The 21,416-nt window shown below is 70.6% G+C and carries 21 protein-coding genes; 9 read left to right on the top strand and 12 right to left on the bottom strand.

The features are described 5' to 3' along the window. Nucleotides 1–5 precede the first annotated feature (5 nt). The gene (locus BJY18_RS30305) at nucleotides 6–1,370 is read right to left on the bottom strand and encodes a WS/DGAT/MGAT family O-acyltransferase (protein WP_184783303.1); all 1,365 of its coding nucleotides are present in this window, start codon (nucleotides 1,368–1,370) and stop codon (nucleotides 6–8) included. A 354-nt stretch (nucleotides 1,371–1,724) separates the two neighbouring features. Here BJY18_RS30305 and BJY18_RS30310 point away from each other — a divergent pair, with 354 nt between their 5' ends. Then, a complete protein-coding gene (locus tag BJY18_RS30310; protein WP_184783304.1) occupies nucleotides 1,725–3,371 on the top strand; it encodes a thiamine pyrophosphate-binding protein in 1,647 nt (548 codons plus the stop codon). Nucleotides 3,372–3,374: 3 nt separating this feature from the next. Here the strand turns inward: BJY18_RS30310 and BJY18_RS30315 are convergent, their stop codons facing one another. Further along, entirely contained in the window at nucleotides 3,375–4,208 is an 834-nt protein-coding gene (locus BJY18_RS30315; protein ID WP_184783305.1) for an AraC family transcriptional regulator, read from the bottom strand. Nucleotides 4,209–4,281: 73 nt separating this feature from the next. Between BJY18_RS30315 and BJY18_RS30320 the strand changes: the two genes are divergently transcribed. After that, the gene (locus BJY18_RS30320; protein WP_184783306.1) at nucleotides 4,282–5,082 is read left to right on the top strand and encodes an alpha/beta fold hydrolase; all 801 of its coding nucleotides are present in this window, start codon (nucleotides 4,282–4,284) and stop codon (nucleotides 5,080–5,082) included. A 14-nt stretch (nucleotides 5,083–5,096) separates the two neighbouring features. Then, on the top strand, nucleotides 5,097–5,897 hold the full coding sequence (locus BJY18_RS30325) for a methyltransferase domain-containing protein (protein WP_184783307.1): 801 nt from the start codon (nucleotides 5,097–5,099) through the stop codon (nucleotides 5,895–5,897). A 234-nt stretch (nucleotides 5,898–6,131) separates the two neighbouring features. On the opposite strand, the gene BJY18_RS30330 is transcribed toward BJY18_RS30325, so the two are convergent. Next, complete coding sequence (locus BJY18_RS30330) at nucleotides 6,132–8,114, bottom strand: NPCBM/NEW2 domain-containing protein (protein WP_184783308.1); 1,983 nt, start codon at nucleotides 8,112–8,114, stop codon at nucleotides 6,132–6,134. Between the two features lie 217 nt (nucleotides 8,115–8,331). Here BJY18_RS30330 and BJY18_RS30335 point away from each other — a divergent pair, with 217 nt between their 5' ends. Beyond that, nucleotides 8,332–9,522 carry a CaiB/BaiF CoA transferase family protein gene (locus tag BJY18_RS30335; protein WP_184783309.1) on the top strand — a complete coding sequence of 397 codons (1,191 nt, stop codon included), beginning with the start codon at nucleotides 8,332–8,334 and terminating at the stop codon, nucleotides 9,520–9,522. Nucleotides 9,523–9,537: 15 nt separating this feature from the next. Next, complete coding sequence (locus tag BJY18_RS30340) at nucleotides 9,538–10,815, top strand: aminotransferase family protein (protein WP_184783310.1); 1,278 nt, start codon at nucleotides 9,538–9,540, stop codon at nucleotides 10,813–10,815. A 4-nt stretch (nucleotides 10,816–10,819) separates the two neighbouring features. Here BJY18_RS30340 and BJY18_RS30345 read toward each other — a convergent pair whose 3' ends face one another. From BJY18_RS30345 to BJY18_RS30380, 8 genes are all read right to left on the bottom strand, one after another. Further along, nucleotides 10,820–11,806 carry an esterase-like activity of phytase family protein gene (locus BJY18_RS30345; protein WP_312874008.1) on the bottom strand — a complete coding sequence of 329 codons (987 nt, stop codon included), beginning with the start codon at nucleotides 11,804–11,806 and terminating at the stop codon, nucleotides 10,820–10,822. A gap of 294 nt (nucleotides 11,807–12,100) precedes the next feature. Beyond that, nucleotides 12,101–12,301 (bottom strand): hypothetical protein, encoded by a 201-nt coding sequence (locus BJY18_RS30350; RefSeq protein ID WP_184783311.1) that lies wholly within the window; start codon nucleotides 12,299–12,301, stop codon nucleotides 12,101–12,103. A gap of 124 nt (nucleotides 12,302–12,425) precedes the next feature. Beyond that, on the bottom strand, nucleotides 12,426–12,758 hold the full coding sequence (locus tag BJY18_RS30355; RefSeq protein ID WP_184783312.1) for a YrhK family protein: 333 nt from the start codon (nucleotides 12,756–12,758) through the stop codon (nucleotides 12,426–12,428). Between the two features lie 68 nt (nucleotides 12,759–12,826). Next, a complete protein-coding gene (locus BJY18_RS30360; RefSeq protein ID WP_184783313.1) occupies nucleotides 12,827–12,988 on the bottom strand; it encodes a hypothetical protein in 162 nt (53 codons plus the stop codon). A gap of 174 nt (nucleotides 12,989–13,162) precedes the next feature. Beyond that, complete coding sequence (locus tag BJY18_RS30365) at nucleotides 13,163–13,663, bottom strand: GNAT family N-acetyltransferase (RefSeq protein WP_184783314.1); 501 nt, start codon at nucleotides 13,661–13,663, stop codon at nucleotides 13,163–13,165. A 16-nt stretch (nucleotides 13,664–13,679) separates the two neighbouring features. Beyond that, nucleotides 13,680–14,450, bottom strand: a complete 771-nt coding sequence (locus tag BJY18_RS30370; protein WP_184783315.1) for an IclR family transcriptional regulator — start codon at nucleotides 14,448–14,450, stop codon at nucleotides 13,680–13,682. A gap of 64 nt (nucleotides 14,451–14,514) precedes the next feature. Next, nucleotides 14,515–16,056, bottom strand: coding sequence for a PH domain-containing protein (locus BJY18_RS30375; protein ID WP_184783316.1), 1,542 nt, complete (start codon nucleotides 16,054–16,056; stop codon nucleotides 14,515–14,517). Then, on the bottom strand, nucleotides 16,053–16,565 hold the full coding sequence (locus tag BJY18_RS30380; RefSeq protein WP_312874009.1) for a PH domain-containing protein: 513 nt from the start codon (nucleotides 16,563–16,565) through the stop codon (nucleotides 16,053–16,055). Before BJY18_RS30380 ends, BJY18_RS30375 begins: the two co-directional genes overlap by 4 nt. 179 nt (nucleotides 16,566–16,744) lie before the next feature. Here BJY18_RS30380 and BJY18_RS30385 point away from each other — a divergent pair, with 179 nt between their 5' ends. Together BJY18_RS30385 and BJY18_RS30390 are read left to right on the top strand one after the other, a co-directional pair. Then, entirely contained in the window at nucleotides 16,745–17,656 is a 912-nt protein-coding gene (locus tag BJY18_RS30385; RefSeq protein ID WP_184783318.1) for a proteasome assembly chaperone family protein, read from the top strand. Between the two features lie 62 nt (nucleotides 17,657–17,718). Further along, nucleotides 17,719–18,588, top strand: a complete 870-nt coding sequence (locus BJY18_RS30390; protein ID WP_184783319.1) for a class I SAM-dependent methyltransferase — start codon at nucleotides 17,719–17,721, stop codon at nucleotides 18,586–18,588. Here the strand turns inward: BJY18_RS30390 and BJY18_RS30395 are convergent, their stop codons facing one another. After that, nucleotides 18,589–19,569 carry an MCE family protein gene (locus BJY18_RS30395; RefSeq protein ID WP_184783320.1) on the bottom strand — a complete coding sequence of 327 codons (981 nt, stop codon included), beginning with the start codon at nucleotides 19,567–19,569 and terminating at the stop codon, nucleotides 18,589–18,591. A 260-nt stretch (nucleotides 19,570–19,829) separates the two neighbouring features. Between BJY18_RS30395 and BJY18_RS30400 the strand changes: the two genes are divergently transcribed. Together BJY18_RS30400 and BJY18_RS30405 are read left to right on the top strand one after the other, a co-directional pair. Then, complete coding sequence (locus BJY18_RS30400; protein WP_184783321.1) at nucleotides 19,830–20,027, top strand: hypothetical protein; 198 nt, start codon at nucleotides 19,830–19,832, stop codon at nucleotides 20,025–20,027. Between the two features lie 914 nt (nucleotides 20,028–20,941). Continuing rightward, entirely contained in the window at nucleotides 20,942–21,406 is a 465-nt protein-coding gene (locus BJY18_RS30405) for a hypothetical protein (protein ID WP_312874010.1), read from the top strand. Nucleotides 21,407–21,416: the final 10 nt, after the last annotated feature.

Here is a 21,416-nt window from a genome sequence, read left to right on the forward strand (position 1 = left end):
GGGAGTCAACGCACTCCGGCCGCGCCCTCCAGTTCGGCCAGTGCGGTGTCCAGGTGGTTCAGCAGTCGCTGCAGGTGTGGCACGCTGCGGCGGCATCCGGTGATGCCGAAGTCGAGCTTGTCGCCGTTGCTGGTCAGCGTGATGTTGAGCGCCTGGCCGTCGAGCAGCACCGACGCGGGGTAGATACCGTCGAGAGCGGCGCCGTTCCAGTACATCTGCGAACGCGGGCCCGGGACGTGGGAAATCACCAGGTTGAACGGCGGGCGGGTGTTGGACACCACGCCCGGGACCGCGGAAACGCCGAGCTGGGCCACGTTGATCCCGGACAGCAACAGCGTCTGCAACGGCGACAGCTGCGAGAACAGCTTCTTCCCGTTCGACATCGACGTGGAGATCTCGGCCAGCCGGTCACCCGGGTCGGCCAGGTCGGTGGCCAGATTGCACAGCAGCGCGCCGATGTTGTTGCCGCTCGCCTCGCCTGCGTCGCGGCGGCGCAGCGACACCGGGACCATCGCCACGAGCGGCGCGTCCGGCAGCGCGCTCTGTTCGATGAGGTAGTCCCGCAACGCGCCGGCGCACATGGCGAGCACGACGTCGTTGCGCGAAGTACCGGACGCGGAGGCGATCGCTCGCACGCGTTCGAGCGGCCACGACTGCGCGGCGAACCGGCGCGCGCCACCGATCGGCACGTTCAGCATCGTCCGCGGTGCCTGCATCGGCAGCGTCAGCCGATGCTCGCGGAACGCTTCGCGCGCCACCTTCGCCGCCGCGGGCGCCATTCCCGCGAACTGCCCGAAAGTCTTGCCCGCGGTGTTCAGCAGGGAACCACGCCGTTCGCGGTTGCCGGCGGCCTGGCCGCGGGTGCCCCACGGCGGCGGGCAGTCCAGATCGGACGGGTCGTCCGACAGCGTGCCCTGCAGGTGCCGCAGCGCGGAGACCCCGTCCATCAGCGCGTGGTGGATCTTCGAGTAGATCGCGAACCGGCCGTCCCGCAGACCCTCGATGAGGTGGGTCTCCCACAGCGGACGGTGCCGGTCCAGCAGGGTGCTGTGCCAGCGCGAGGTCAGCTCCAGCAGCTCACGGATCCGCCCTGGCTGCGGCAGCGCGGAATGCCGGAAGTGGTAGTCCAGCTCCAGCTCGCGTTCGACCGCCCAGCGCAGATGGCCCACGGTGTTCACCGGAGTGCCGGGCCGCCGCCGGAACACGCCGCGCATGTTGTCCGACTCCAACAGCGAACGGCGCAGGTCCCGCAGATAGTCCTCGCCGGCGCCGTCGGGTTTGCGGAACAGCTGCAGTCCGCCCACGTGCATCGGGTGCTCGCGGGTCTCGACCATCAGGAACATCGAGTCGGTCACGGGCATCATCGGCATTCCGGCCACCCTTCCGCCAGCTGGGGCCGCGTCGCCCCGGCCCGAGTCTACGCACGAGAATTCGGCTCGCTGCGGTTGCACTCTGGCGAGTATGACCCGTGGCGAAGCGCGTGAAACCGAGGGCTGTGCCGAGGTGACGACCGAGGACCGCTCTCCAGCCGTGGGACAGCGGAACGTGGACGCCGGAGGCGGCGGATCGCCAAGGCGCTCGAGTGTCCCGACGACGAGGTGGCCGTCCTCGAGCAGTGCTCCGGCCCAGCGAAGAGCTACGGCTGACCTGCGCCTGCCCCGCCGCCGGCCGCCGTCCGGTGACGTGTCTGCGTGCACCTGGCCGCGACGGATACGATCGCTGGCGTGGCAGGACGGACTGGAGCTCAGCAGCTGGTAGACGCGCTCATGGCTCTCGGGACCGAGGTGGTGTTCGGCCTTCCGGGTGTACACAACCTGCCGTTGTGGGAGGCCTTGGGCCAGACCGGGATCCGCGTCATCGGCGTCCGGCACGAACAGGCCGCCGGATATGCCGCGGACGGTTATGCCCGCAGGACCGGAAAACTCGGTGTCGCGCTGGTGACGACCGGTCCGGGCGCGGCCAACACGCTCGGCGCGGTGGGCGAGGCGATGGCGTCCGCGGCGCCGGTGCTCGTGGTGGCCACGGAGATCCCGTCCACCCTGCACCGGCCCGGGGTCGTGCGCGGGGTGCTGCACGAAACCTCCGACCAGCAGGCGATGTTCGCGCCGGTGACCAAGGCCGGGTTCACCGTGCACCGCGCGGACCAGATCGGCACCACCGTGCACCGCGCGGCGCGGCTCGCCCTGCAGCCGCAGACCGGTCCGGTGTACCTGGGCATCCCCACCGACTACCTGCGTGAGGTCACGCCGCCGCGGGAACCGCCTGCACCGCCCGCCGAGCGTGTGCTCGACCTGCCGGATCTGGCGCGGGCGGCGGAACTGCTGTCCACCGCCCGCCGTCCGCTGATCTGGGCCGGCGGGGGTGCGTTGCGGGCGGAAGCGGGCGAGGCCATCGGCAAGCTCGCCGAGCGGCTGGCCGCGCCGGTGCTCACCACCTTCGGCGCGCGCGGCCTGCTGCCGCTCGAACATCCCTGCCTGGCACCGAATCCGGTGCACACGCCGGAGGTCGGCCAGCTGTGGGACGAGGCCGACGTGGTGCTCGCCATCGGGACCGACTTCGACGGGCTGATGACCCAGAACTGGCTGATGCCCGCGCCGCCGAAGCTGATCGCGGTCAATGTGGACGCCGGGGACGCGGCGAAGAACTACCGCCCGGACATCACGCTCGTCGGCGATGCCCGCCGGGTCGTCGAATCGCTGCACCCGCAACAGCGTCCGGGGCTGGCCGAGCTGACCGCGCGCCTGGCCGGGATCGGCCGCCGGGTTCGCCGGCGGATCCGGGACGAGGAGCCGCAGGCCGCCGACTTCCTGTCCACTTTGGAGGAAGTGCTGCCGCCGGATGCCATGCTGGTCACCGACATGTGCGTCGCGGGTTACTGGGTCGGTGGATTCCACCGGGTACGGGCACCACGCCGGCTGGCCTACCCCATGGGCTGGGGCACGCTCGGCTACGGCTTCCCGGCCTCGATCGGCGCCGGCGCGGCGGCCGAGGCAGTACAGGGCGGCCGCGTGGTGTGCGTGACCGGCGACGGCGGATTCCTTTACGCCGTGGGGGAACTGGCAACGCTCGCGGAGGAGCAGCTGCCGGTCACCGTCGTGGTGGTGGACGACGGCGGCTACGGCATGCTGCGCTACGACCAGGATTCCGAGGGCGTACCACGCCGCGGGGTCGACTGGGACAGTCCGGACTTCGTCGGGCTGGCTCGTTCGTTCGGCGTGCACGCGGACCGGGTGTCCGGCTTCGGGCGCGCGTTCCGGCGGTTGCTGAGCGAATCCGTGGAGTCCGACGAACCGAACATGCTGGTGGTGCGCGCGAAGCTGAAGCCACCGTTGAACACTTCGCCGCGCTGGTACCGCAAACAGCGCGATTGACGATCACCGTGCCGCTCGTGCGGCGGCCGGGGTGGTGCCGGTGAGGCGGCGGTAGAACTTCACGAAGTTGGTGGCTTCGCTGAAGCCGAGTTCCCGGCCGAGCGCGGCGACGGTGACTTCACTGGTGGCCAGCCGTCGCCGGGCTTCCAGCGCGATGCGTTCGTCGAGGAACCGCTTGGCACTGACGCCGCGGGCTTGCCGTACCGCCCGGTCGATGGTGCGCGAACCGGCGTGCACCAGCCGCTCGTACTCGCGGACGTGGTGCAGCCGTGTATGTTCGGCCTCCACCGCGGTCGCGAAGCGGGTGAATACCGAGTTCGCGCGGACTTCCTGGGGCAGGCCGGCCGCGGCGGCCAGCGGTGTGAGCGCGAGCCGGAGCGCGTCGGCGACATCGTCGGTAGTGGACGGTTCGGCGAGCAGGAGTTCCAAGTGCCGCAATGCGGCGTCGGCGAGTGTGCCATGTGGACCGAGCTGCCATTGGCTCGGCCGGGCGACGTCGTCGGCGAACGCGGCGACCCGGGTGCCGGGGGCGAGCGCGGACGCGGTGAACAGCACCAGCGCGCCGCGCAGCCGGGCGGTGTCGGGGATCCGGTGGACCTGACCAGGACGCAGCCAGAACACCGTGCCGGCCGCCAGGTCCGCCGGCCGGAAGTCCACTTCGTGCGCTCCGGTTCCGCCGGTGAGCACGCCCACGACGTGGAAATCCGGCCGCACCGGGTGCCTGCGTACCGGCCCGCGCAGCACCCCGGTCGAGGGGAACCGCCGCACCTCGGCCATTCCCGCGCAGGCCGGCGCGTAGCCGACGCCGAGGACCTGTTGACCGGTTTCTACCACCATTGGTCGTCAAAGTACCTGTTTGACAGCGACTTGCCGAGGTGGGATGGAGCTATTCGACCAGACGGGAGAAACCATGTACCCGAGCGAACCGCGCCCGCACGTCCTTGACTCCGGCGGCCGCGGCCCGGCCGTCCTCTTCCTGCACGGCAACCTGATGGACTCGACCATGTGGGACGGGCTGGTCGAAGCCCTGCCCGGTTACCGCTGTCTCCGGTTCGACTTCCGGTTGCACGGAGCCACTGCGGACGACGGTTTGCCGTTCACCTACTGGGATGCCGCGCGGGACGCGTTGGCCGTCCTCGACGCGCTCGACGTTCGCTCCGCGCATTTCGTCGGGCATTCCCAGGGCGGGTTCACCGCATTGCGCGCCGCGCTGCTGGCGTCGGGGCGAGTCGCCAGCCTGACTCTCCTGGACACCGCCGCCGACGCGTTTCCCGGCGCCGCGCTGGCACAGATGGCACAGATCCGCGACGGTTTCGCGGCCGGTGCCGTCACCGAAACCGGCACCGCGGTGCTGGAACTGCTCCTGGGCGCCGGCGCCCCGCAGACCGAATACTGGCTGAGCCGCCTCATTCGGCAACCGGGCGAACGGCTCGCGCGTGCTGTCGGGGTCCTGATGGGCGTCGACAGCATTGCCGGCCGGCTCGGCGAAATCACTGCGCCAGCCTTGGTCCTGCACGGTTCCGCCGACCTGCCGATCCCGCCCGCGTCCGGTGCCGCGCTGGCTACGGCGCTTCCGTCTGCCGAACCGTTCCGGGTGCTCGACGGTGTCGCGCACACCCCGCCGGTCACCCATCCAACGGAGACCGGTGCCCTCTTACGGAGCTTCCTCGAAGCGCGTACGCTCCCACTATCCGAACAGTCTGTCTCATAGAGTGGGAGTAGCTGGTGTCCCCCAAGGACGTGTACACGCACGGCCACGGCGAGGTCGTCGTGCGCAGTCACGCGGCGCGTACCGCCGCGAGTTCGGCCGCCTACCTCCTGCCGTCGCTGCGCCCCGGGCTGGACTTGCTCGACGTAGGTTGCGGGCCGGGCAGCATCACCGCCGACCTCGCCGAAGCCGTCGCTCCGGGACGCGTCCGGGGTGTCGAGATCACCGACGCGGCGTTGCCCGAGGCGCGGAGGACTGCCGAAGCCCGTGGCGTAGCAGTCGAATTCGCGGTCGACGACGCGTACCGGCTTTCCGATCCCGACGACAGCTACGACGTCACCCATGCCCACCAGGTGCTCCAGCACCTCTCCGACCCGGTCGCCGCCCTCCGTGAGATGCGGCGGGTGACGCGGCCGGGCGGTGTGGTGGCCGTGCGCGACGCCGACTACGCCGCGTTCACCTGGTGGCCCGGCGACGAACGGCTCGACAGGTGGCTCGAGCTGTACCGAGCCGTGGCCCGCGGCAACGACGCCGAACCCGACGCCGGTCGCCGGCTGCTGGCATGGGCGCACGAGGCCGGGTTCACCGAGGTCACGCCGTCGGCGTCGGTCTGGTGCTACGCGACGCCCGAGGAGCGCGCGAGCTGGGGCGGCATGTGGGCGAAGCGCATCTACTCCTCGGTGGGCACGATGGCGCTCGAACGCGGGCTCGCCACCGAAGCCGAGCTTGACGCGATTTCCCAAGCGTGGCAGGACTGGACCGCGCATCCGGACGGCTGGCTCGTCATCCCGCACGGCGAGTTGCTCGCCCGCGCCTGACCGGCTGCGGACTCGCCCGAAAACTCACCCGCGACTGGGTAGCCGTGAGCTGTCCGCTCGCGCCCCGGCAGCGGCGGACACGCTCGCGCCTGGCCGCCGTGTTCGCTCGCGCCCGGCGGACCCACTCGCGCCTGGGCAAGCGTGAGCTGTTCGCTCGCGCGGTACTTGCCGGTGGGTGCCCGAGCGATCCGCCGATCGTCTCGACGGCCGTCCGTTCGCCGGTGCCGCGCGGCTTCAGCAGGTGATCGCCGCGTCGGCCCAGTCGGCGTGGTCGGAGTTGGTGCCGTCGCCGGCGTCGGTGACCACGAGGTCGACTGCCTGGACGCCGTCGAGCGGCACGTCCAGCTGCCCGGCCGGGGAGCCGGGACGGAACACGCCGGTGGTGGCCAGTGTCCGGCCGTCGCCGTGGACCTCGAACGTCACGCTGCCGGCCGTGGACTCGTCGTCCAGGCCGACGACCGTGTGCAGGGTCCGGCAGTCGCCGCCGAGGTAGATCCGGATCAGCGACGGGGCGTGCGCACCGAGTCCGTCCTCGTGGACCTTGCCGTTGATGGTGATCGGATTCCCGTCGCCCGGCTGGTCCTCACCGTTGCTGGTACCTCGTTCGACGGGACCCCATCCGTTGTTCTCTGCGAGGAACTTCGCCTGGGACAACGGGTTCACCCCCGGCCCCGGCGCATTCACCACTGGTCCGCTCGCACCGGCGGAGCGGCTTCGCGCACCCCACGCGGTGAAGTAGTCGGCTTTCGCCGACAACGACAGCGAATCACCGGGATGCACGGGTTGCAGCGTCACCTCGCGTTGCCACGCCTTGCCGGGTGCGACGACCGGTACGAACGTGTCCGGACGTCCGCCGACCTGCCAGCCGGCCGGGGCGTCGACCCGCACGCGGGCAGCGGCGAGCGGGGTACTGCCGTCGTTGGCCAGCCGGAGCGTGGCCGTGAACGGCTTGTCCGCCGGGAAGTATTCGCCGGTGTCGAGGGACAACGTGGCATGGGGAGCCGCGCCCGGGGCTTTCGCCGGCCATACGCGCAGGACCGCGGAACCGTGGCTCGCCACGTTCGCCCGCAGCGTTCCGGCGGTTTCGGTCTCGGCGCCGGACCACAGGTCCCGCACGCGGTAGCCGGGCGCGGAAAGGCCGAGCTCCTCGGCGGTGGCGGAGATCGTGGCGGCGGTGTTCCCGCGGTTGAACAACACGGTCGCCACCGATCCGTCCGACATCGGCTTGGCCCAGACCTCGGTGTCCCCGTCGTCACGGATCCGATGCCCCTGTACCCCGGCCCAGTCCTGGTCGAGAGCGATGATGTCCTTGTTCTCCAGGATGTTCTTGGTCGCGGCGGGCATGGAGCGCAGATCGTTGCCCGCCAGCAGCGGCGCGTTCATCAGTGCCCACAGGGAGAAGTGCGCGCGGTACTCGGTGTCGCTCATGCCGCCGTTGCCGACCTCGAGCATGTCCGGGTCGTTCCAGCCGCCGGGCCCGGAGTACTTCTCGAGCCCGTCTTGCTGGTCCAGGATGCCGGTCATGCTGGTCCAGCTGTCGCTGATGTCGCCGGTGGTGCGCCACAGCTGCGCACCCGCGTCCCGGCCCCAGAGCCACGGCTGGTTCTCGCCCCATTCACACAGCGCGTAGAGCATGGGGCGGCCGGTCCGCTCGATCGCCGCACCCATTTTCGGGTACCGCTCGAGCGCCGGGCGGCCCTGGTTGTTGCAGTTGTCGTACTTGAGGTAGTCCACGCCCCAGCCGGCGAACGTCCGCGCGTCGAGTTCCTCGTGGTCCAGCGCGCCGGGCATGGTGTTGGCGCAGGTGAGCGTGCCGGCGCTGGTGTAGATGCCGAGCTTGAGGCCCTTGCCGTGCACGTAGTCCGCGAGCGCCTTGATGCCGTGCGGGAAGCGTTCGTGGTTGGGCTCGAAGGTGCCGTCGGCGTTGCGGTTCTGCTCGGCCCAGCAGTCGTCGATGTTGACGTACTGGTAGCCGGCGTCCTTGAGCCCGCTGGCGACGAGTGCGTCGGCCGTCTCCCGGATCAGGTCCTCGTTGATGTCACAGCCGAACTTGTTCCAGCTGTTCCAGCCCATCGGCGGAGTCTGTCCGGCGGCCTGCTGTGCCGCGAACGGTGCTTCGGTGCCTTTTTCGCCGGCGCCTGCGCTTGCGGTGGTGACGCAGGCGAGGACGCCGGCGACAAGAGTGACGGTCGCGAAGGCTCCCACACAACGACGCATGATTCCTCCCTCGGAATGTGCGACTTCGCACAGAATCCATCAACAATCAACGCCGGGCACGCACCCCCGTCAAGCGGCCGTTGGTGGGTAATCCCGCACCCGGCAGGTAGAAAGGGGTGGCCGGGCAAGTACGGGAGTCCCGGCCACCGGAAGTACTGCGCCCCCGACCGCACCGCCCCCGACCGCACCGCCCGTCGGAACCGTCCCGAGGAGCCCGATGTCCCAGCCCCGCCCGCTCGACGGTGTCCAGGTCGTCGATCTCTCCCGCATTCTCGCCGGGCCCTACTGCACGCAGTACCTCGGGGAAATGGGTGCGGACGTGGTCAAGGTCGAGCCGCCGGGGCACGGGGACGACACGCGGCTGTGGGGGCCGCCGTTCGTCGGGGAGGGTGCCGAGGCGGTGTACTTCCTGGCCGCCAACCGCAACAAGCGCGGGATCGTGCTGGACCTCAAGACCGAGCGTGGCCGGGACGCGGTGCGGCGGCTCGTCGCGCGGGCGGACGTGCTGGTCGAGAACTTCCGGCCGGGCACGCTGGAGCGCTGGGGGCTGTCCTACGCCGAGCTGGCGGAGCTGAACCCGCGGCTGATCCACGTGTCGATCACCGGATTCGGCCAGACCGGCCGGTACCGCGACCGGCCGGGGTACGACCTCGTGGCGCAGGCACTCGGCGGGGTGATGGGGCTGACCGGCGAACCGGACGGCGCGCCCGCCAAGGTGGGGCTTCCGGTGGCCGATCTGAACGCCGGCACCTGGGCGATCATCGGCGTGCTGATGGCCCTGCAGGCCCGGCACACCACCGGTCGCGGCCAGTACCTGGACGTCTCCCTGCTCGACGCGCAGCTCGCCTGGCACGTCTACGCCGCGGGCGCGACCTTCTACGACCAGCCGAGGCCGCGCCGGATGGGGTCGGCGCATCCGAGCATCGTGCCGTACCAGGCCTACCGTGCCGCCGACGGCTGGCTGATCGTCGCGGCCGGCAGCGAGAAGCTGTGGCGGGCGCTGTGCCGGGTGCTGGAGCTGGACATCGCCGAGGATCCGAAGTTCGTCGTCAACGCCGCCAGGGCGGAACACCGCGACGAGCTCAACGCGCGGCTCGGCGAGGTCTTCCGCACCCGCCCGGCCGCCGAGTGGCTGCGGATGCTCGACGAGGCGAGCATCCCGGCCGCGCCGATCAACGACATCGACGACGTCTACGCCGACCCCTGGGCCGCCGAACGCGACCAGGTGGTGCGGCTGCCGCATCCGACTGTCGGCACGTACGTGGGCACCGGGTTTCCGGTCAAGGCCTCGGAAACCCCGCCGCGGCCGACCTCGGCCCCGCCCACCCTCGGCCAGCACACCGACGAGGTGCTGGCCGAACTCGGCTATTCCGAGGCGGAGATCGCCGGATTCCGGGAACAGTCCTGAACCGAAGGAGGAGAAATGGCAGACCAGCGACCGAATCCGCTGTGGCACCCGTTCGCCGACATGGGCGCGGTGGACGGTGACCGGTTCGTGGTGACCCGCGCCGAGGGCTCGTACGTGTGGGACGACGCGGGCACCCGCTACTTCGACGCCACCGCGTCCCTCTGGTATGCGAACGTCGGGCATGGGCGTCCGGAAATCACCCGGGCCGTGACCGCGCAGCTGGAGCAGCTCGACGCCTACCATTTGTTCGCCCGCACCGCGAACGAGCCCGCGCTGCGGCTGGCGGAGCGGCTGTCCGAGCTCGCTCCGGTGCCGGGCTCGAAGGTGTTCCTCGGTTCCGGCGGTGGCGATGTCGTGGACACGGCGGTGAAGATCGCACGTACCTACTTCGTCCACATCGGACGTCCGGACAAGACGCACGTGATCAGCCGGACCCAGGGTTACCACGGCACGCACGGATTCGGCACCGCGGCCGGCGGAATCACGGTCAACGCCGAGGGTTTCGGCCCGCTGCCGGGAGATTTCTCCCACGTCGCCTACGACAGCCCCGAAGCGCTGGAGGCGGAGATCCAGCGGCTCGGCGCCGAACGGGTGGCGGCGTTCCTGTGCGAGCCGGTGATCGGCGCCGGCGGGGTGCTGCTTCCGCCGGACGGGTACGTCGAGGCGGTGGCCGAGATCTGCCGCCGGCACGACGTGCTGTTCGTGGCGGACTGCGTGATCTGCGGGTTCGGCCGGCTCGGCACGTGGTTCGGCATCGACCGCTGGTCGGTGCGGCCGGACCTGGTGACCACGGCGAAGGGCATCACCGGCGGCACGATCCCGCTCGGCGCGCTGCTGGTCGCGCCGCACGTCGCGGAGCCGTTCTTCACCGGACGTCCCGGCGCGCCGGTGCTTCGCCACGGCGCGACGTACGCGGGGCATCCGGTGGCGTGCGCGGCCGCGAACGCCACTTTGGACCTCTACGAGCGCGACGACCTGATCCCGCGCGGGCGAAGCCTGGAAAAGCCGTTGGCCGACTCGCTTTCCGGCGCCGCCGGACACGAGGCTGTCGCGGAAGTGCGTGCGGGCCTGGGGTTCCTGGCCGCTGTCGAGCTGACGCCGGACGTGCTGGCCGCGCACCCGGGTGCCGCTGACCGGCTTTACCGGCTCCTGCTCGGCGAAGGCGTGGTCGTGCGGCCGGTGGCCAAGGGCATCGTGCTGTCGCCGCCGCTGATCGCGGACGAACCGGAGCTGGATCTGCTGGCCTCGGCGATCCCTCGGTCGCTGGACCGGCTGCTGTCTACAGTGGACTGACCGGTCAGCCCTGGCAGGGCAGCGTGCCGCTGCGCAACGCGTGCTCGTCGTCGCTGCTGTCGTCGGACCACAGCACCGGCCGGTCGCTGCCGGTGCACGCGGGTGCGATCGCGAACCCTTCGTTGTTGTAGTCCGGCATTTCGGAGGGGCGGTCGTACTCCGCGTCGACCGCGAAGCTGCCCTGCGCGTCGATGGAAAGCGTGGTGGAGCGGCCTTTGCACGTGTCGTCGCACGTGGCCCACAGCTGTGCGCTCTGCGGTGCATACTCCAGCTCCATCACGGCCGGCTGGCCGCTCGGGACGGTCGCGACGCGGGTGTAGCCGCCGCCCGACTGGTCGAGCGCGTAGGCGTACACGGCGCCGTTGTCCTCGAGGCCGACCAGGAAAAGACCGCCGCCGTGTCCGGGGTACTCGGCGGGGTCGTAGGCCGCTTTCGTGTGCTCGTCACGGAAACCGTGCGCGGTGAGCGCCGCGTCCGGGATCCAGGTGATGGCTTCGAGGCCCTTGTTGCTGTGCACCTCGGGCAAATCCTCGGTGAGGTCCCATTCGGCAGTCGCGTCGAGCGAGGCGGCGGTGGATGCGTCGTAGCGGAGTACTTCCGGCTTGCTCGCGTCGCCGTTGTCGTTGTCGCGCTCGGTCGAGACGAAAACCCCCTCCGGCGTCGCGACCACGCCTTCGGCGTCGGGATCGCCCTTCCCGTCCGGATAGTGCAATGCCGTGCCACTGGCGGGTTCGGGCTGCCACTTCCCGTCGTCGGGGGCGAGGTGGTAGAGCGTGCCGGGCCCGTTCCGGACCGCCCACAACGTCTTCGAGTCCGAAAAGGACAGTCCGCTGAGGTTCTCGCCGAAAGTGCCGGGACTGTCGGCCTCCGCGACTGCCGGGCCTCCCGGCCATGCGGTGGTTTTCGGAGTCGCGTCCGCGGTACCGGCGCTGAGGCTCAGCCCCACCACGGCCGTCGCGACGATGAAGCGGTGCATTCCACGCCGGTCCACAGCCAACCCCTTCCACGCCTTTCGCGAGGACCCGGTGATCGAACGGGAAGAGTTGACCACGCAGCCGTGGCCAGGTCAACGGATCACGAGCGGCGCTGCTCCGTCCGGCCCGCCCGGAACCGGCCATCCGGACGGCAGTGTGGACGATGTTGGCCTGGCGTTGGGCTGCCGGTCGGCCTGGGTTCGCCCTGCCGTCGCACGCCAGTCAGCCCGCCCGCCGCGGCCGCGGCGGGCGAGCGGCCCACTGCCTCAGCGGGCCGCCGTCCGCCGCAGCGGTCGTCCGCCAGCCTTCACTCAGCGAGCAGTCATGCGCCACACCGGGACGTTGACCACCGCGGCCACCGCCGGCTGTGCCCCTCCGGTGTCCGAGGGCACGACGGTGAAGTGCCACTTGTCCACGCCGCCGCCGATGATCTCGGCGTAGCGGCGGGCTCCGTCGGCGTTCGCGAACCGGACCTGCTGGCCATTGGCCAGGTGGGTGATCTTGACCGCCACACTGCCTCCTCGGGGTTCTGGGCCGGCCCGCGGAGCTTCCCCCTCCGGGGCCGGCTCACCTAGTAGAACATGTGTTCGATCCGTGCGCCACCGGGGTCTGCGTCACAGGCAGCGGAGCGGGTCCTCAGAAGTCGGAGCCCGAGTCCACGGCTCCGTCGGTGCGGATGCGACGCAGGTGCACCGCGCGGACGAGCCGGATGCCGGGACGGATCAGCAGTTCGATGCTGCCGAGGAGGAAGAACCAGGTGGCGAGCGTGGTGAGCGCTTCGGAGAAGAACAGGAGACTGCCGGCGACGAACCAGAGCGCGATGAGGATGTCGTTGACGATGCTCAGTACCTCGTACCGACGGCGGATGATGAGTTCGTCGTGGCCGAACGTGAGAACGAGGTCTGTCGTCCGGCCGGCGCCGCGCTCGTCCGGATCGTGCGGCCGGGTTTCCCCCGCGTGGTTCGCCATGTCCTCTCCTCGCCCGGCGAATCGTGCGGGCTGGGCCCGCGGAAGTGCGGTCGCTCGGGAACGCACCGTCAGCGGTGTCCGAGTGACTTGCGTTTGACGAAGCCGACCGCCGCGGTCGCGACGAACAGGATGGCGCCGACGACGAGGAGCCAGATCAGGCCCTTGACCGCGATTCCGATCACGACGCACACCAGCCAGACCGCCAGCAGGAAACCGAGCAGTGCAACCATGGGGATCGACTCCTTCTTCCCTGTTCGTCGGCGCGGCAGATCGTCGGATACCCCGCCGGCGAGGGACCAAAACCCGGCAGGGAGACGGGCCGGCCAGTCCGAGTCCGAAGTGGACACCTCATTGTCTCCGAACTCGGTGGAGCAGGGGAAAGCCGGCGGATTCCGGCCCGTGTCTCAGTGCAGCCGCAGCATCGCCATCCGCGGCCAGCGGTCCAGGCCGCGGTCGATCTCGGCCTGGCGGATCGCCCGCAGGTGCGGTCCCTGTTCCTCGGGCGGGAGCGGGCAAAAGCCGAGTCGCGCGTAGTACGGCCCGTTCCACGGCACGTCGGTGAACGTGGTCAGGGTGAGCCCGGGCAGGCCGCCGGCGACGGCCCACTCGCCGACGGTATCGATCAGCCGGCGGCCCAGTCCGCGGCCGGTGTGCTCCGGTCGCACCGAAACCTGTTCCACGTGGCCGAATCCGTCGACCTCGGCGGCCAGGACGTAGCCGGCCGGGCGGGCGTCCTCCTCGTACACCCAGCAGCGGCCGCCGGTCTGGAACACCGCCAGTTGCTCGGGGGAAGCCGGTTCGTCGTCGGCGATCGCGGCCATCCCGACGTCTCGGAACACCGCGCCTGCCGCGCGTTCGAGCTCGGTCAGCAGCGGCAGGTCGGTGGGGGTCGCGAGGCGGATCATCCGCCCTTGCTACCGGCTACAGTGCATACTCCGAAACCGATTTCCGGATCCGCTGGGCATAGGAACCGAGCGCCTCGATCGCTCCCGCCCTGGCCACGTCCCCGAGCCGGGTCGCCGGACCGACGAGGCTGAGCACACTCGGCCGCATCCGGCCGGTGTCCACCGGCACCGAAGCCGCCCACACGCCCTCCTCGATCTCGCCCCAGGTCTGCGCGTGCCGGTTCTCCCGCGCCCGCTTCAACTCGTCACGCAGGTCGAGACCGCGTTCACTGGAGATCCGGGCCACGTGCTGTTCCCGCTCCCCGTCCGGCAGCAGCGCCAGCAGCATCTTCCCGGTCGCGCCCACCCCGAGCGGGATGGAATGCCCCGGCTGGAAGGTGAACCGCATCGCCCGGTCGCATTCCACCCGGTCCGCGCACACGGCGAGTTCCCCGAAGTGCTGGAACAGCAGAATGGTCTCGCCGAGCTCGTGCGCTGCCTCCTCCATCGCCGGACGGGCGATCCGGGCCAGGTCGTTGGCCAGCCGGGCGGCGCGCGCGAGCGGCATCACCCGGCTCGTCACGTGGTAGCGGCCCGAGCGGGCTTCCTCGAGCAGGTGCAGTTCCTTCAGCAGCTGCACGTACCGGTAGGTGGTGGCGACCGGACTGCCGATCTCCTCGGCCAGCTCGGCGACGCTCGCCTCCCACCGCCGTTCGGTGAACGACAGCAGCAACTGCAGCACCTTGCGCGAACTGCTCGCGCCGGGTGTGCGGCGCGGGCCGGGGACGGAAACGGGCGAATCCGGCATCCGGTACCTCTTCGCGTGCTCGAAGCCGGTCGATGCGGCGAACGACTGGGTAAATTACCACAGCTCAGCGGTCGTCCGGGACGAGAAACGGGGTCAGCAGACCGGGAACCGCGGCGTCCGCGAGCGCGATGCCGGCGTGCTCGCCGACGTCGAGCACCTGGTAGTGACCACGGCCGGCGGCAATCGGCGCGCGCACCGTCACCAGCCCGGCTCGGCGCTGGAACCACGACCGCTCCAGCACGATCCCGGTCAGCCGGTCGCGCCGCACCGCGACGGTCGCGCGGGCCAGCGAACCCGAGCGCGTGACCAGGTACCGGCCGATGATCACGTGCCCGAGCGTGCGGTACCGGTCGAGGCCGACCACCACCGCGAGCGGAACCAGCACGAGCGCGCCCTGCCACGGCCATTCCGGCAGCCCGGCCAGCCGCGCGAGCACGAACAGGATCGCGGCGAGCACGAGCACACTCGTCGTCGCACGGGTGATCCGTCGGACCCGGGCGCGCCGGGGATGCCGGGCGAGTGCCACGTTCGCGACGTCCTCGCCGAGCACGTCGGCCGCCACCGCCCGCGCCCGCGCCGCTGGGGCGGGCGGCAGCAGCAGGCTGCCACCACGGTCGGCGCCCTTGCCTTCGCGCAGGCCGGCGGCCACCGCGACACACTTCGCGCCGCCGACCATGCGAAGCGGCAACGGTTCCTTCAGCTCCACTCCGCGCAGCCGCTCCTCCTCGATCGACACCGAACGCGTGGTCACCAGGCCACGGCGGATGTGCAGGGTGCCGCCCGGCTCCCGGCTGAGCCGGAAGTTCCAGAAGGACAGCACGTACCCGCCCACCGACAGCACCGACACGATCAGCAGCAGCCCCACCGCGGCGATCAGCACGGTGAGCCAGACCGGCTGCTCGAGTGCGCGCTGGGTGAGGTCGCGGAGCGGACCGTAGCGGGTCGGGTCGAAATGCAGCTCGTGCGCGAACTGGTAGGTGGCGCCGAGGATCGCGCCGACCACGGCGATGCCCGACAGCGTGAACGGCGCGTACCGCACCCAGCGCTTGTCGACGGTGGCGAGGAGCGTCTCCGCCGGAGCGGGCGGTTCCTCGGCTGTCTCCGCCTGCGTTGCCGGTGTGCGGTGCAGCAGCAGGGTGCGCAACCGTGCGGCCTCGGCCTGGGTGACCGCGTCGAGCACCAGCTCGTCCTTGCCGGGACCCTTGCCGTGGGAATGCCGTCCGGTGCCGATCCGCACCGCGGAGAGGGAGAACAGGCGGTGTTTCGGTTCCGAAACCACGTCCACGGTGCGGATCCGGTCCCGCGGCACCGCGCGGTGCTTGCGCAGCACCAGCCCGGTACGCCATTCGACCTGCGTCGCGGTGACGCGGTAGCGCGAGGTGAGGCAGTGCGAGACGCCGACGGCCACGGTCGCGGCGGTGGCGGCCAGCCCGAACCACTGCCAGTAGCTGCCGTGCCCGAGAAACAACGCGCCGATGAGCACCGGCAGCGAGCGGACCAGGTCCAGCACCGGACGGATCAGCAGCATCCGCCGGTCGAGCCGGTGCCACGGAGCCTGGTCGCTGCCTTCGGCGGCGATCGGCGCGGAGGGTGCGGGCAGGCTCACGTCGCGTCACCACGGACGGCCTGCGTGGTGCGCGTCAGCTCGTCGGCCAGCGCCACGGCCCGGTCGTGGCCGAGCCCGGAAATCCGCAGCGGACCGGCGGCGGACGCGGTGGTCACGGTGATCCGGGAGAGCCCGAACAGCTGCTCCAGCGGGCCGCGTTCCACGTCGACGGTCTGGATGCGGGAGATCGGCGCGATCCGCCATTCCTGCTTGAGCCAGCCGGACTGGGTGTAGACCGCCTCCCCGGTCACCTCCCAGCGGTGCACGCGGTAGCGCCACTGCGGCATCACGAGCAGATGCAGCGGGCCGAGCACGCAGCAGAGCACGAGCGTGACGGAGAGCCACGACGGCGGGTCGTCCGCGGTGGACACCACCAGTGCCTGCACGGAGATCAGCACCAGCCAGACCACGCCCGCCGATGCCGTCCAGTGCCCGATCGCCTTCCGGCTCACCCGGTGCTCCGGGGGCCGTAGACGCAGCTGCAACGTGGGGTTTTCGCGTCCGTTCACCTGCTCAGCGTGCCCGATACGGGGTGATCGTGGCCACGACAAGTGTCACGACCCCCTGATCCGGGGACTGCCGTGGCTGCGGCGCGTTACTATTTCCGCTGCGGACGGGATGGAATCGCCGTCGCGGCGCGTTGTACGTCGGTACGTCCGTGCACGACAGCGAGCAGCAGGAGGATCCGGTGGGATTCGATCCCGAGGAACTGTACGAGGTGGACTCGGACGTCCCCGACCTGGACGGAGCTGTGCTGCTGCACTTCTTCGAGGGTTTCATGGACGCCGGCTCGACCGGTCGGCTGACCGCCGAACACCTCACCGGGGAGGTCGACAACCGGGTGATCGCCCGGTTCGACGCCGACCGGCTCATCGACTACCGCTCGCGGCGTCCCTCGATGACCTTCGCGGTGGACCACTGGGACGACTACGAGACGCCCGAGCTGGTCGTCCGCCTGCTCCACGACGCGGACGGCACGCCGTTCCTCCTGCTGTCCGGCCCGGAGCCCGACCGCGAGTGGGAACGCTTCGCCGCCGCCGTCCGGCAGCTGGTCGAACGCTGGGGTGTGCGGCTGACCGTGGGCTTCCACGGCATCCCGATGGGCGCACCACACACCCGGCCGCTCGGCGTCACCGCGCACGCCAACCGCGAGGACCTCGTGGGGGAGCACCAGCCGCTGCCCAACCGGATGCAGGTGCCCGGCAGCGCCGGAGCACTGCTGGAGTACCGTCTCGGCGAATGGGGTCACGACGCGATGGGGTTCGCCGCGCACGTGCCGCACTACCTCGCCCAGTCGGCCTACCCGGCCGCGGCACTGCAGGTGCTGGAGAAGATCGGCGAAGCGACCGGGCTGCGGCTTCCCGAGGGTGAGCTGCGCACGGCCGCCCAGGTGGCCAACGCGGAGATCGACCGCCAGGTCGCCGAATCCGACGAGGTCGCCGACGTGGTGCACGCGCTGGAGCGGCAGTACGACACGTTCGTCGCCGCGTCCGGACACAGCCTGCTCGCCGAATCCGAGGAACACATGCCGACCGCGGACGAACTGGGCAGCCAGTTCGAACGCTTCCTCGCCGAACAAGGCGGCGACAGCTCCTCCTGAGTGGTGAGGCCGGTTCCCACCGGCCTCACCACTCGCGAAGGGCCTGGGGTTATCGTCCCTGGATGAACCAGCAGCGCCAAGATCGTTTCACGGCACGGAGTCTGGGGCTTGGGGTGCGCCGGCGGGCCGCCCTGGTACTGCGCCGGGCCGCCGCCCGGTTGGACGATCCCTATCCGGAACGTCTGTACGAGCTGGAGCGGGAGGTCCGCCGCACGCGCGACGACCTGCACGCGGAGCTGGTCCGCCAGGGTGACCGGTTGCTGGACCGGGTCGTGGAGTTCGAGATCCGCAGCCGCCGCGACATCGTGTACGCCGGCGACCAGGACGCGGCGCTGGAAAGCAACGTGTTCGCGCGCGAGAACCTGGTCGGCGCGCCGCACTTCGGCAGTCCGAAAGAAACCCTGCAGTACGCGCTGTCCCTCGCGCCCAGCGGCGGGATGGCGCTGGAATTCGGGGTGGCTTCGGGAAACACGCTGCGCACGATCGCGTCCGCGCGTGGTGGGAGCGACGTCTACGGCTTCGATTCCTTCGACGGGCTGCCCGAGGCGTGGCTCAACGGGATGCCGGCCGGCGCCTTCGCCCGCGAGGACCTGCCGGACGTGCCCGGTGCCGAACTGGTGGTCGGGCTGTTCTCCGACACCCTAGCCGGATTCCTGGACGACCACCCCGGACCGGTGGATTTCCTGCACGTGGACAGCGATCTCTACAGCTCCGCCAAGACCGTGCTCGACCTGGCCGGCCCGCGGCTGCGGGTCGGCAGCATCGTGCACTTCGACGAGTTCTTCAACTTCCCCGGCTGGAAACGGCACGAGTACCGGGCGTGGCTGGAGCACGTGGCGAAGACCGGGGTGACCTTCGACTACGAGGCCTACACCTACAACGACAACCAGGTCACCGTCCGGATCACCGGCGGGCCCGGGCTGCTGGACTGATCACCGCGGAAAGCAGCCGGGTTCGTTGACCGGCCCGATCGCGGGCGGCAGCAGTCCACAGAGGTAGCCGTCGACCCAGTGGCCGTTGCCGGTGAGGTTCGTGGCCAGGCGGATCAGCGGGGCGAGGCCGCGGATTCCCTCCGCGAGCGAGTCCTGGTCGCGCTGCAGCAGCGTGCTCAGCTGGGCGAGCACGGGGGCCAGGCTGCGGTCGTTGTCGGAGACGAGGCCGGACAGCTCGGTCGCCAGCCGGCGGGACCCTTCGAGCAACGCGGAAATCGCCGACTCGCGGCGTTGCACCTCGGTGAGCAGGCGGTTGCCGTCGAGGAGGAGACGGTGCACCTCGGCGTCGCGTCCGGCGAGTGTGGCCGAGGCTGCGCGGGTGCCGGCCAGCAGGTGGGTGAGCTGGGCGTCGCGGGAGGCCACCGAATCGGAGAGCCGGGAAAGACCGTCGAGTGCGGTGCGCACGGAGGCCGGTGTGTGCGCGAAAGCCTGGGTGATCGCCTGGAAGCTACGGGAAAGTCGCGCGGTGTCGAGGCGGTCGATGGTCGTGGACAGCCGCTGAAACGCCGGCAGGACGTCGTACAGGGCGGTCGTGCGGGCCCGCGGGATCGGTACGTCGGGGTCGAGCTGCTCGCTTCCGACCGGGTCGAGCGCGAGATACTTCTGGCCGAGCACCGTTTTCAGCCGGATCGAAGCCGTGCTGTCCGCGCCCAACCAGGCCCCGGACACGCGGAACGAAACCCGCACGGACGCCCCGTCCAGCGCGATCCCGGCCACCCGGCCGACCTTGACGCCCGCGATGCGCACGTCGTCGCCCGCCCGGAGCCCGGCCGCTTCGCTGAACTCGGCGGCGTAACCGGTGCCGTCGCCGATCACCGGAAGGCTCCGCGCGTTCAGCGCCACGACGATCCCCAGCACCAGCACGGTCAGCCCGGCCAGGGCTGTGTGCACAGGGTGCCGGGTTGCCTCCACAGCGTGCATGGTGAACCACCCACGTGAGTGAGGCCAGCCACTCCACTCGAACGGGGTATGGCGGGCCCGTTTCCCGTAAGTCCACAAAGGACGGTGTTTCGACCCCTGCACTGCCCGGGTAACCGGGGGATCCGCAACGGATCCCCGGCTGCCCCGGGGCACGGCGAGTGATCGGGGTCATCGGAACATCCGGCGCCGGAACGCCGTTGAGGAAGTAGGACCGCGCGCGGGAACCCCTCGCGCCGACGCCCGCACGGGGAGGAGCCACCATGCGAGACCTGACCACCGGACTGCACCCGGCGCCGGACCTCGTCACCGACGAGGCCGACACCGGCGCCCAGGAAGCCCGCCGCCGCAAGGCCGCACTGGCAGTGGCCTCACGAGCCAAGGACGCCGACGAATGCGCCCTGCTGCTGGACATGCTGGGCCTGCACACCGGCGGCACCAGCCGCACCGAGGTGGCGTAGCCGGACCCGAGCCCGGGACGGCTCGGTTTGAGACGGCTCGGCCCCCAGTGAGCCGGTTGGGATCGCTGCGGCGGTTCAGTTCGAGCGGGCGTGGCTGGAGCGGGTCGGGCCGAGACGGGTTCGGCCGTTGTCGTTCGGCTGAATCAACCCGCCGAAACGGTCCGCGCGAGGCGGTCCGGCTGCATTGAGTGGGCCTGCTGGTCCTTTGGTTGGGACGAGTGGGCAAGAGTGTGCGCGAGCCGGGCTGCTTCATCGGAGCGGGTTCGCCCTGGGTTGCCCGACCGGACGGGGAGCGAAGCCATCGGGCTGGCTCCAGTGAGTTGGCCGGGATGGCTTTGCCTGGATCGATCGCTCGACGGAGGCGCGTGCAGCCGTGTTCCCTCGAGGTATCTGCTGCTGCGTCCCGAACTTACTGCCACGTCCGCACGCGCCACCGCGCCCGCGAACGCCACCGCGCCCGCGAACGCCACCGCGCCCGCGAACGCCACCGCGCCCGGGGACGCTCTATCGCGCCTGAAATCGCCACCGCATCCGGAGATCGCCACCGCGCCCTGGAATCGCGGGAATCACGCGCCTGCGACGCTGACGGCCGCCGGTTCGGCGCATGTCATCGTTGTCTCCCAAGCAGTAGGCGGCTTACCTGCGCCCCTCAGTCGCGCCTCGTATCGCTGTCATCGTTGTCACCAACGGAGTTTTTCCGTTCGCTGGCAGCGCAATGCGACGCGCCGTGGCGGAAACCCAGTGCCTGCCGGGGAGTGCGGCATACTCACTCCATCGGTCCAATCGCATGCTTCGGTACCGGAACCGCGGGTAGTCTTGTACTCCAAGAGGGAGCGCGTCCGCCGTATCTGTCACTCTGGTGGAGCATCCGTCAAGGGGAGAGGCCGAGTGGGATCGGTCGCGGGGAGGGGAACGTGGTGCAGGATTCGGGGAGTGCGGTCCGTGGCGACTATCTGACCCGCCAGCGGCATGCGCTGGCGGGGGCGTTGCGCCACGGCAAGGGCAAGCGCAGTTACCAGCTGGCGGAGCATCTTTCGGCCGAGGGCGAGGTGCACCGGGCGGACGTGCTGGCCGCGACCACTCTTTTCCTGGCGTGCCGGGCCGTGCGGGAGGGCGATGCCGAGGCCGCGACCCGGTTCACCCGGCGGTTGCGCCGGATGGACAAGGGCAGCGTCGAACTCGTGCACCAGCTGATGTGGCTGGAAACCGGCCGCGAGCAGGGCTGGCTGCCGCGTCCGCAGTACGACGCGTTGCTGGCCTACGCCCGGCGCGAGAAGCGGTTCGACCTCGCGCTGCGGGCCGTGCCGATCCAGGCTCGCGAAGCCGAGGCTTCCGGCTGGTGGGCAGAACTCGAACACCAGCTCGGCCCCTGGAACTGAACTGCGGAAC

The organism is Amycolatopsis jiangsuensis (assembly GCF_014204865.1).
Taxonomy (GTDB): Bacteria; Actinomycetota; Actinomycetes; order Mycobacteriales; family Pseudonocardiaceae; genus Amycolatopsis; species Amycolatopsis jiangsuensis.

Bases quoted from the DNA above. Each gene is read 5' to 3' on its own strand.
- BJY18_RS30305 (WP_184783303.1), bottom strand. From the start codon at position 1,370: ATGCCGATGATGCCCGTGACCGACTCGATGTTCCTGATGGTCGAGACC.
- BJY18_RS30315 (WP_184783305.1), bottom strand. From the start codon at position 4,208: ATGGTGGTAGAAACCGGTCAACAGGTCCTCGGCGTCGGCTACGCGCCG.
- BJY18_RS30320 (WP_184783306.1), top strand. From the start codon at position 4,282: ATGTACCCGAGCGAACCGCGCCCGCACGTCCTTGACTCCGGCGGCCGC.
- BJY18_RS30330 (WP_184783308.1), bottom strand. From the start codon at position 8,114: ATGCGTCGTTGTGTGGGAGCCTTCGCGACCGTCACTCTTGTCGCCGGC.
- BJY18_RS30335 (WP_184783309.1), top strand. From the start codon at position 8,332: ATGTCCCAGCCCCGCCCGCTCGACGGTGTCCAGGTCGTCGATCTCTCC.
- BJY18_RS30340 (WP_184783310.1), top strand. From the start codon at position 9,538: ATGGCAGACCAGCGACCGAATCCGCTGTGGCACCCGTTCGCCGACATG.
- BJY18_RS30355 (WP_184783312.1), bottom strand. From the start codon at position 12,758: ATGGCGAACCACGCGGGGGAAACCCGGCCGCACGATCCGGACGAGCGC.
- BJY18_RS30360 (WP_184783313.1), bottom strand. From the start codon at position 12,988: ATGGTTGCACTGCTCGGTTTCCTGCTGGCGGTCTGGCTGGTGTGCGTC.
- BJY18_RS30365 (WP_184783314.1), bottom strand. From the start codon at position 13,663: ATGATCCGCCTCGCGACCCCCACCGACCTGCCGCTGCTGACCGAGCTC.
- BJY18_RS30370 (WP_184783315.1), bottom strand. From the start codon at position 14,450: ATGCCGGATTCGCCCGTTTCCGTCCCCGGCCCGCGCCGCACACCCGGC.
- BJY18_RS30390 (WP_184783319.1), top strand. From the start codon at position 17,719: ATGAACCAGCAGCGCCAAGATCGTTTCACGGCACGGAGTCTGGGGCTT.
- BJY18_RS30395 (WP_184783320.1), bottom strand. From the start codon at position 19,569: ATGCACGCTGTGGAGGCAACCCGGCACCCTGTGCACACAGCCCTGGCC.
- BJY18_RS30400 (WP_184783321.1), top strand. From the start codon at position 19,830: ATGCGAGACCTGACCACCGGACTGCACCCGGCGCCGGACCTCGTCACC.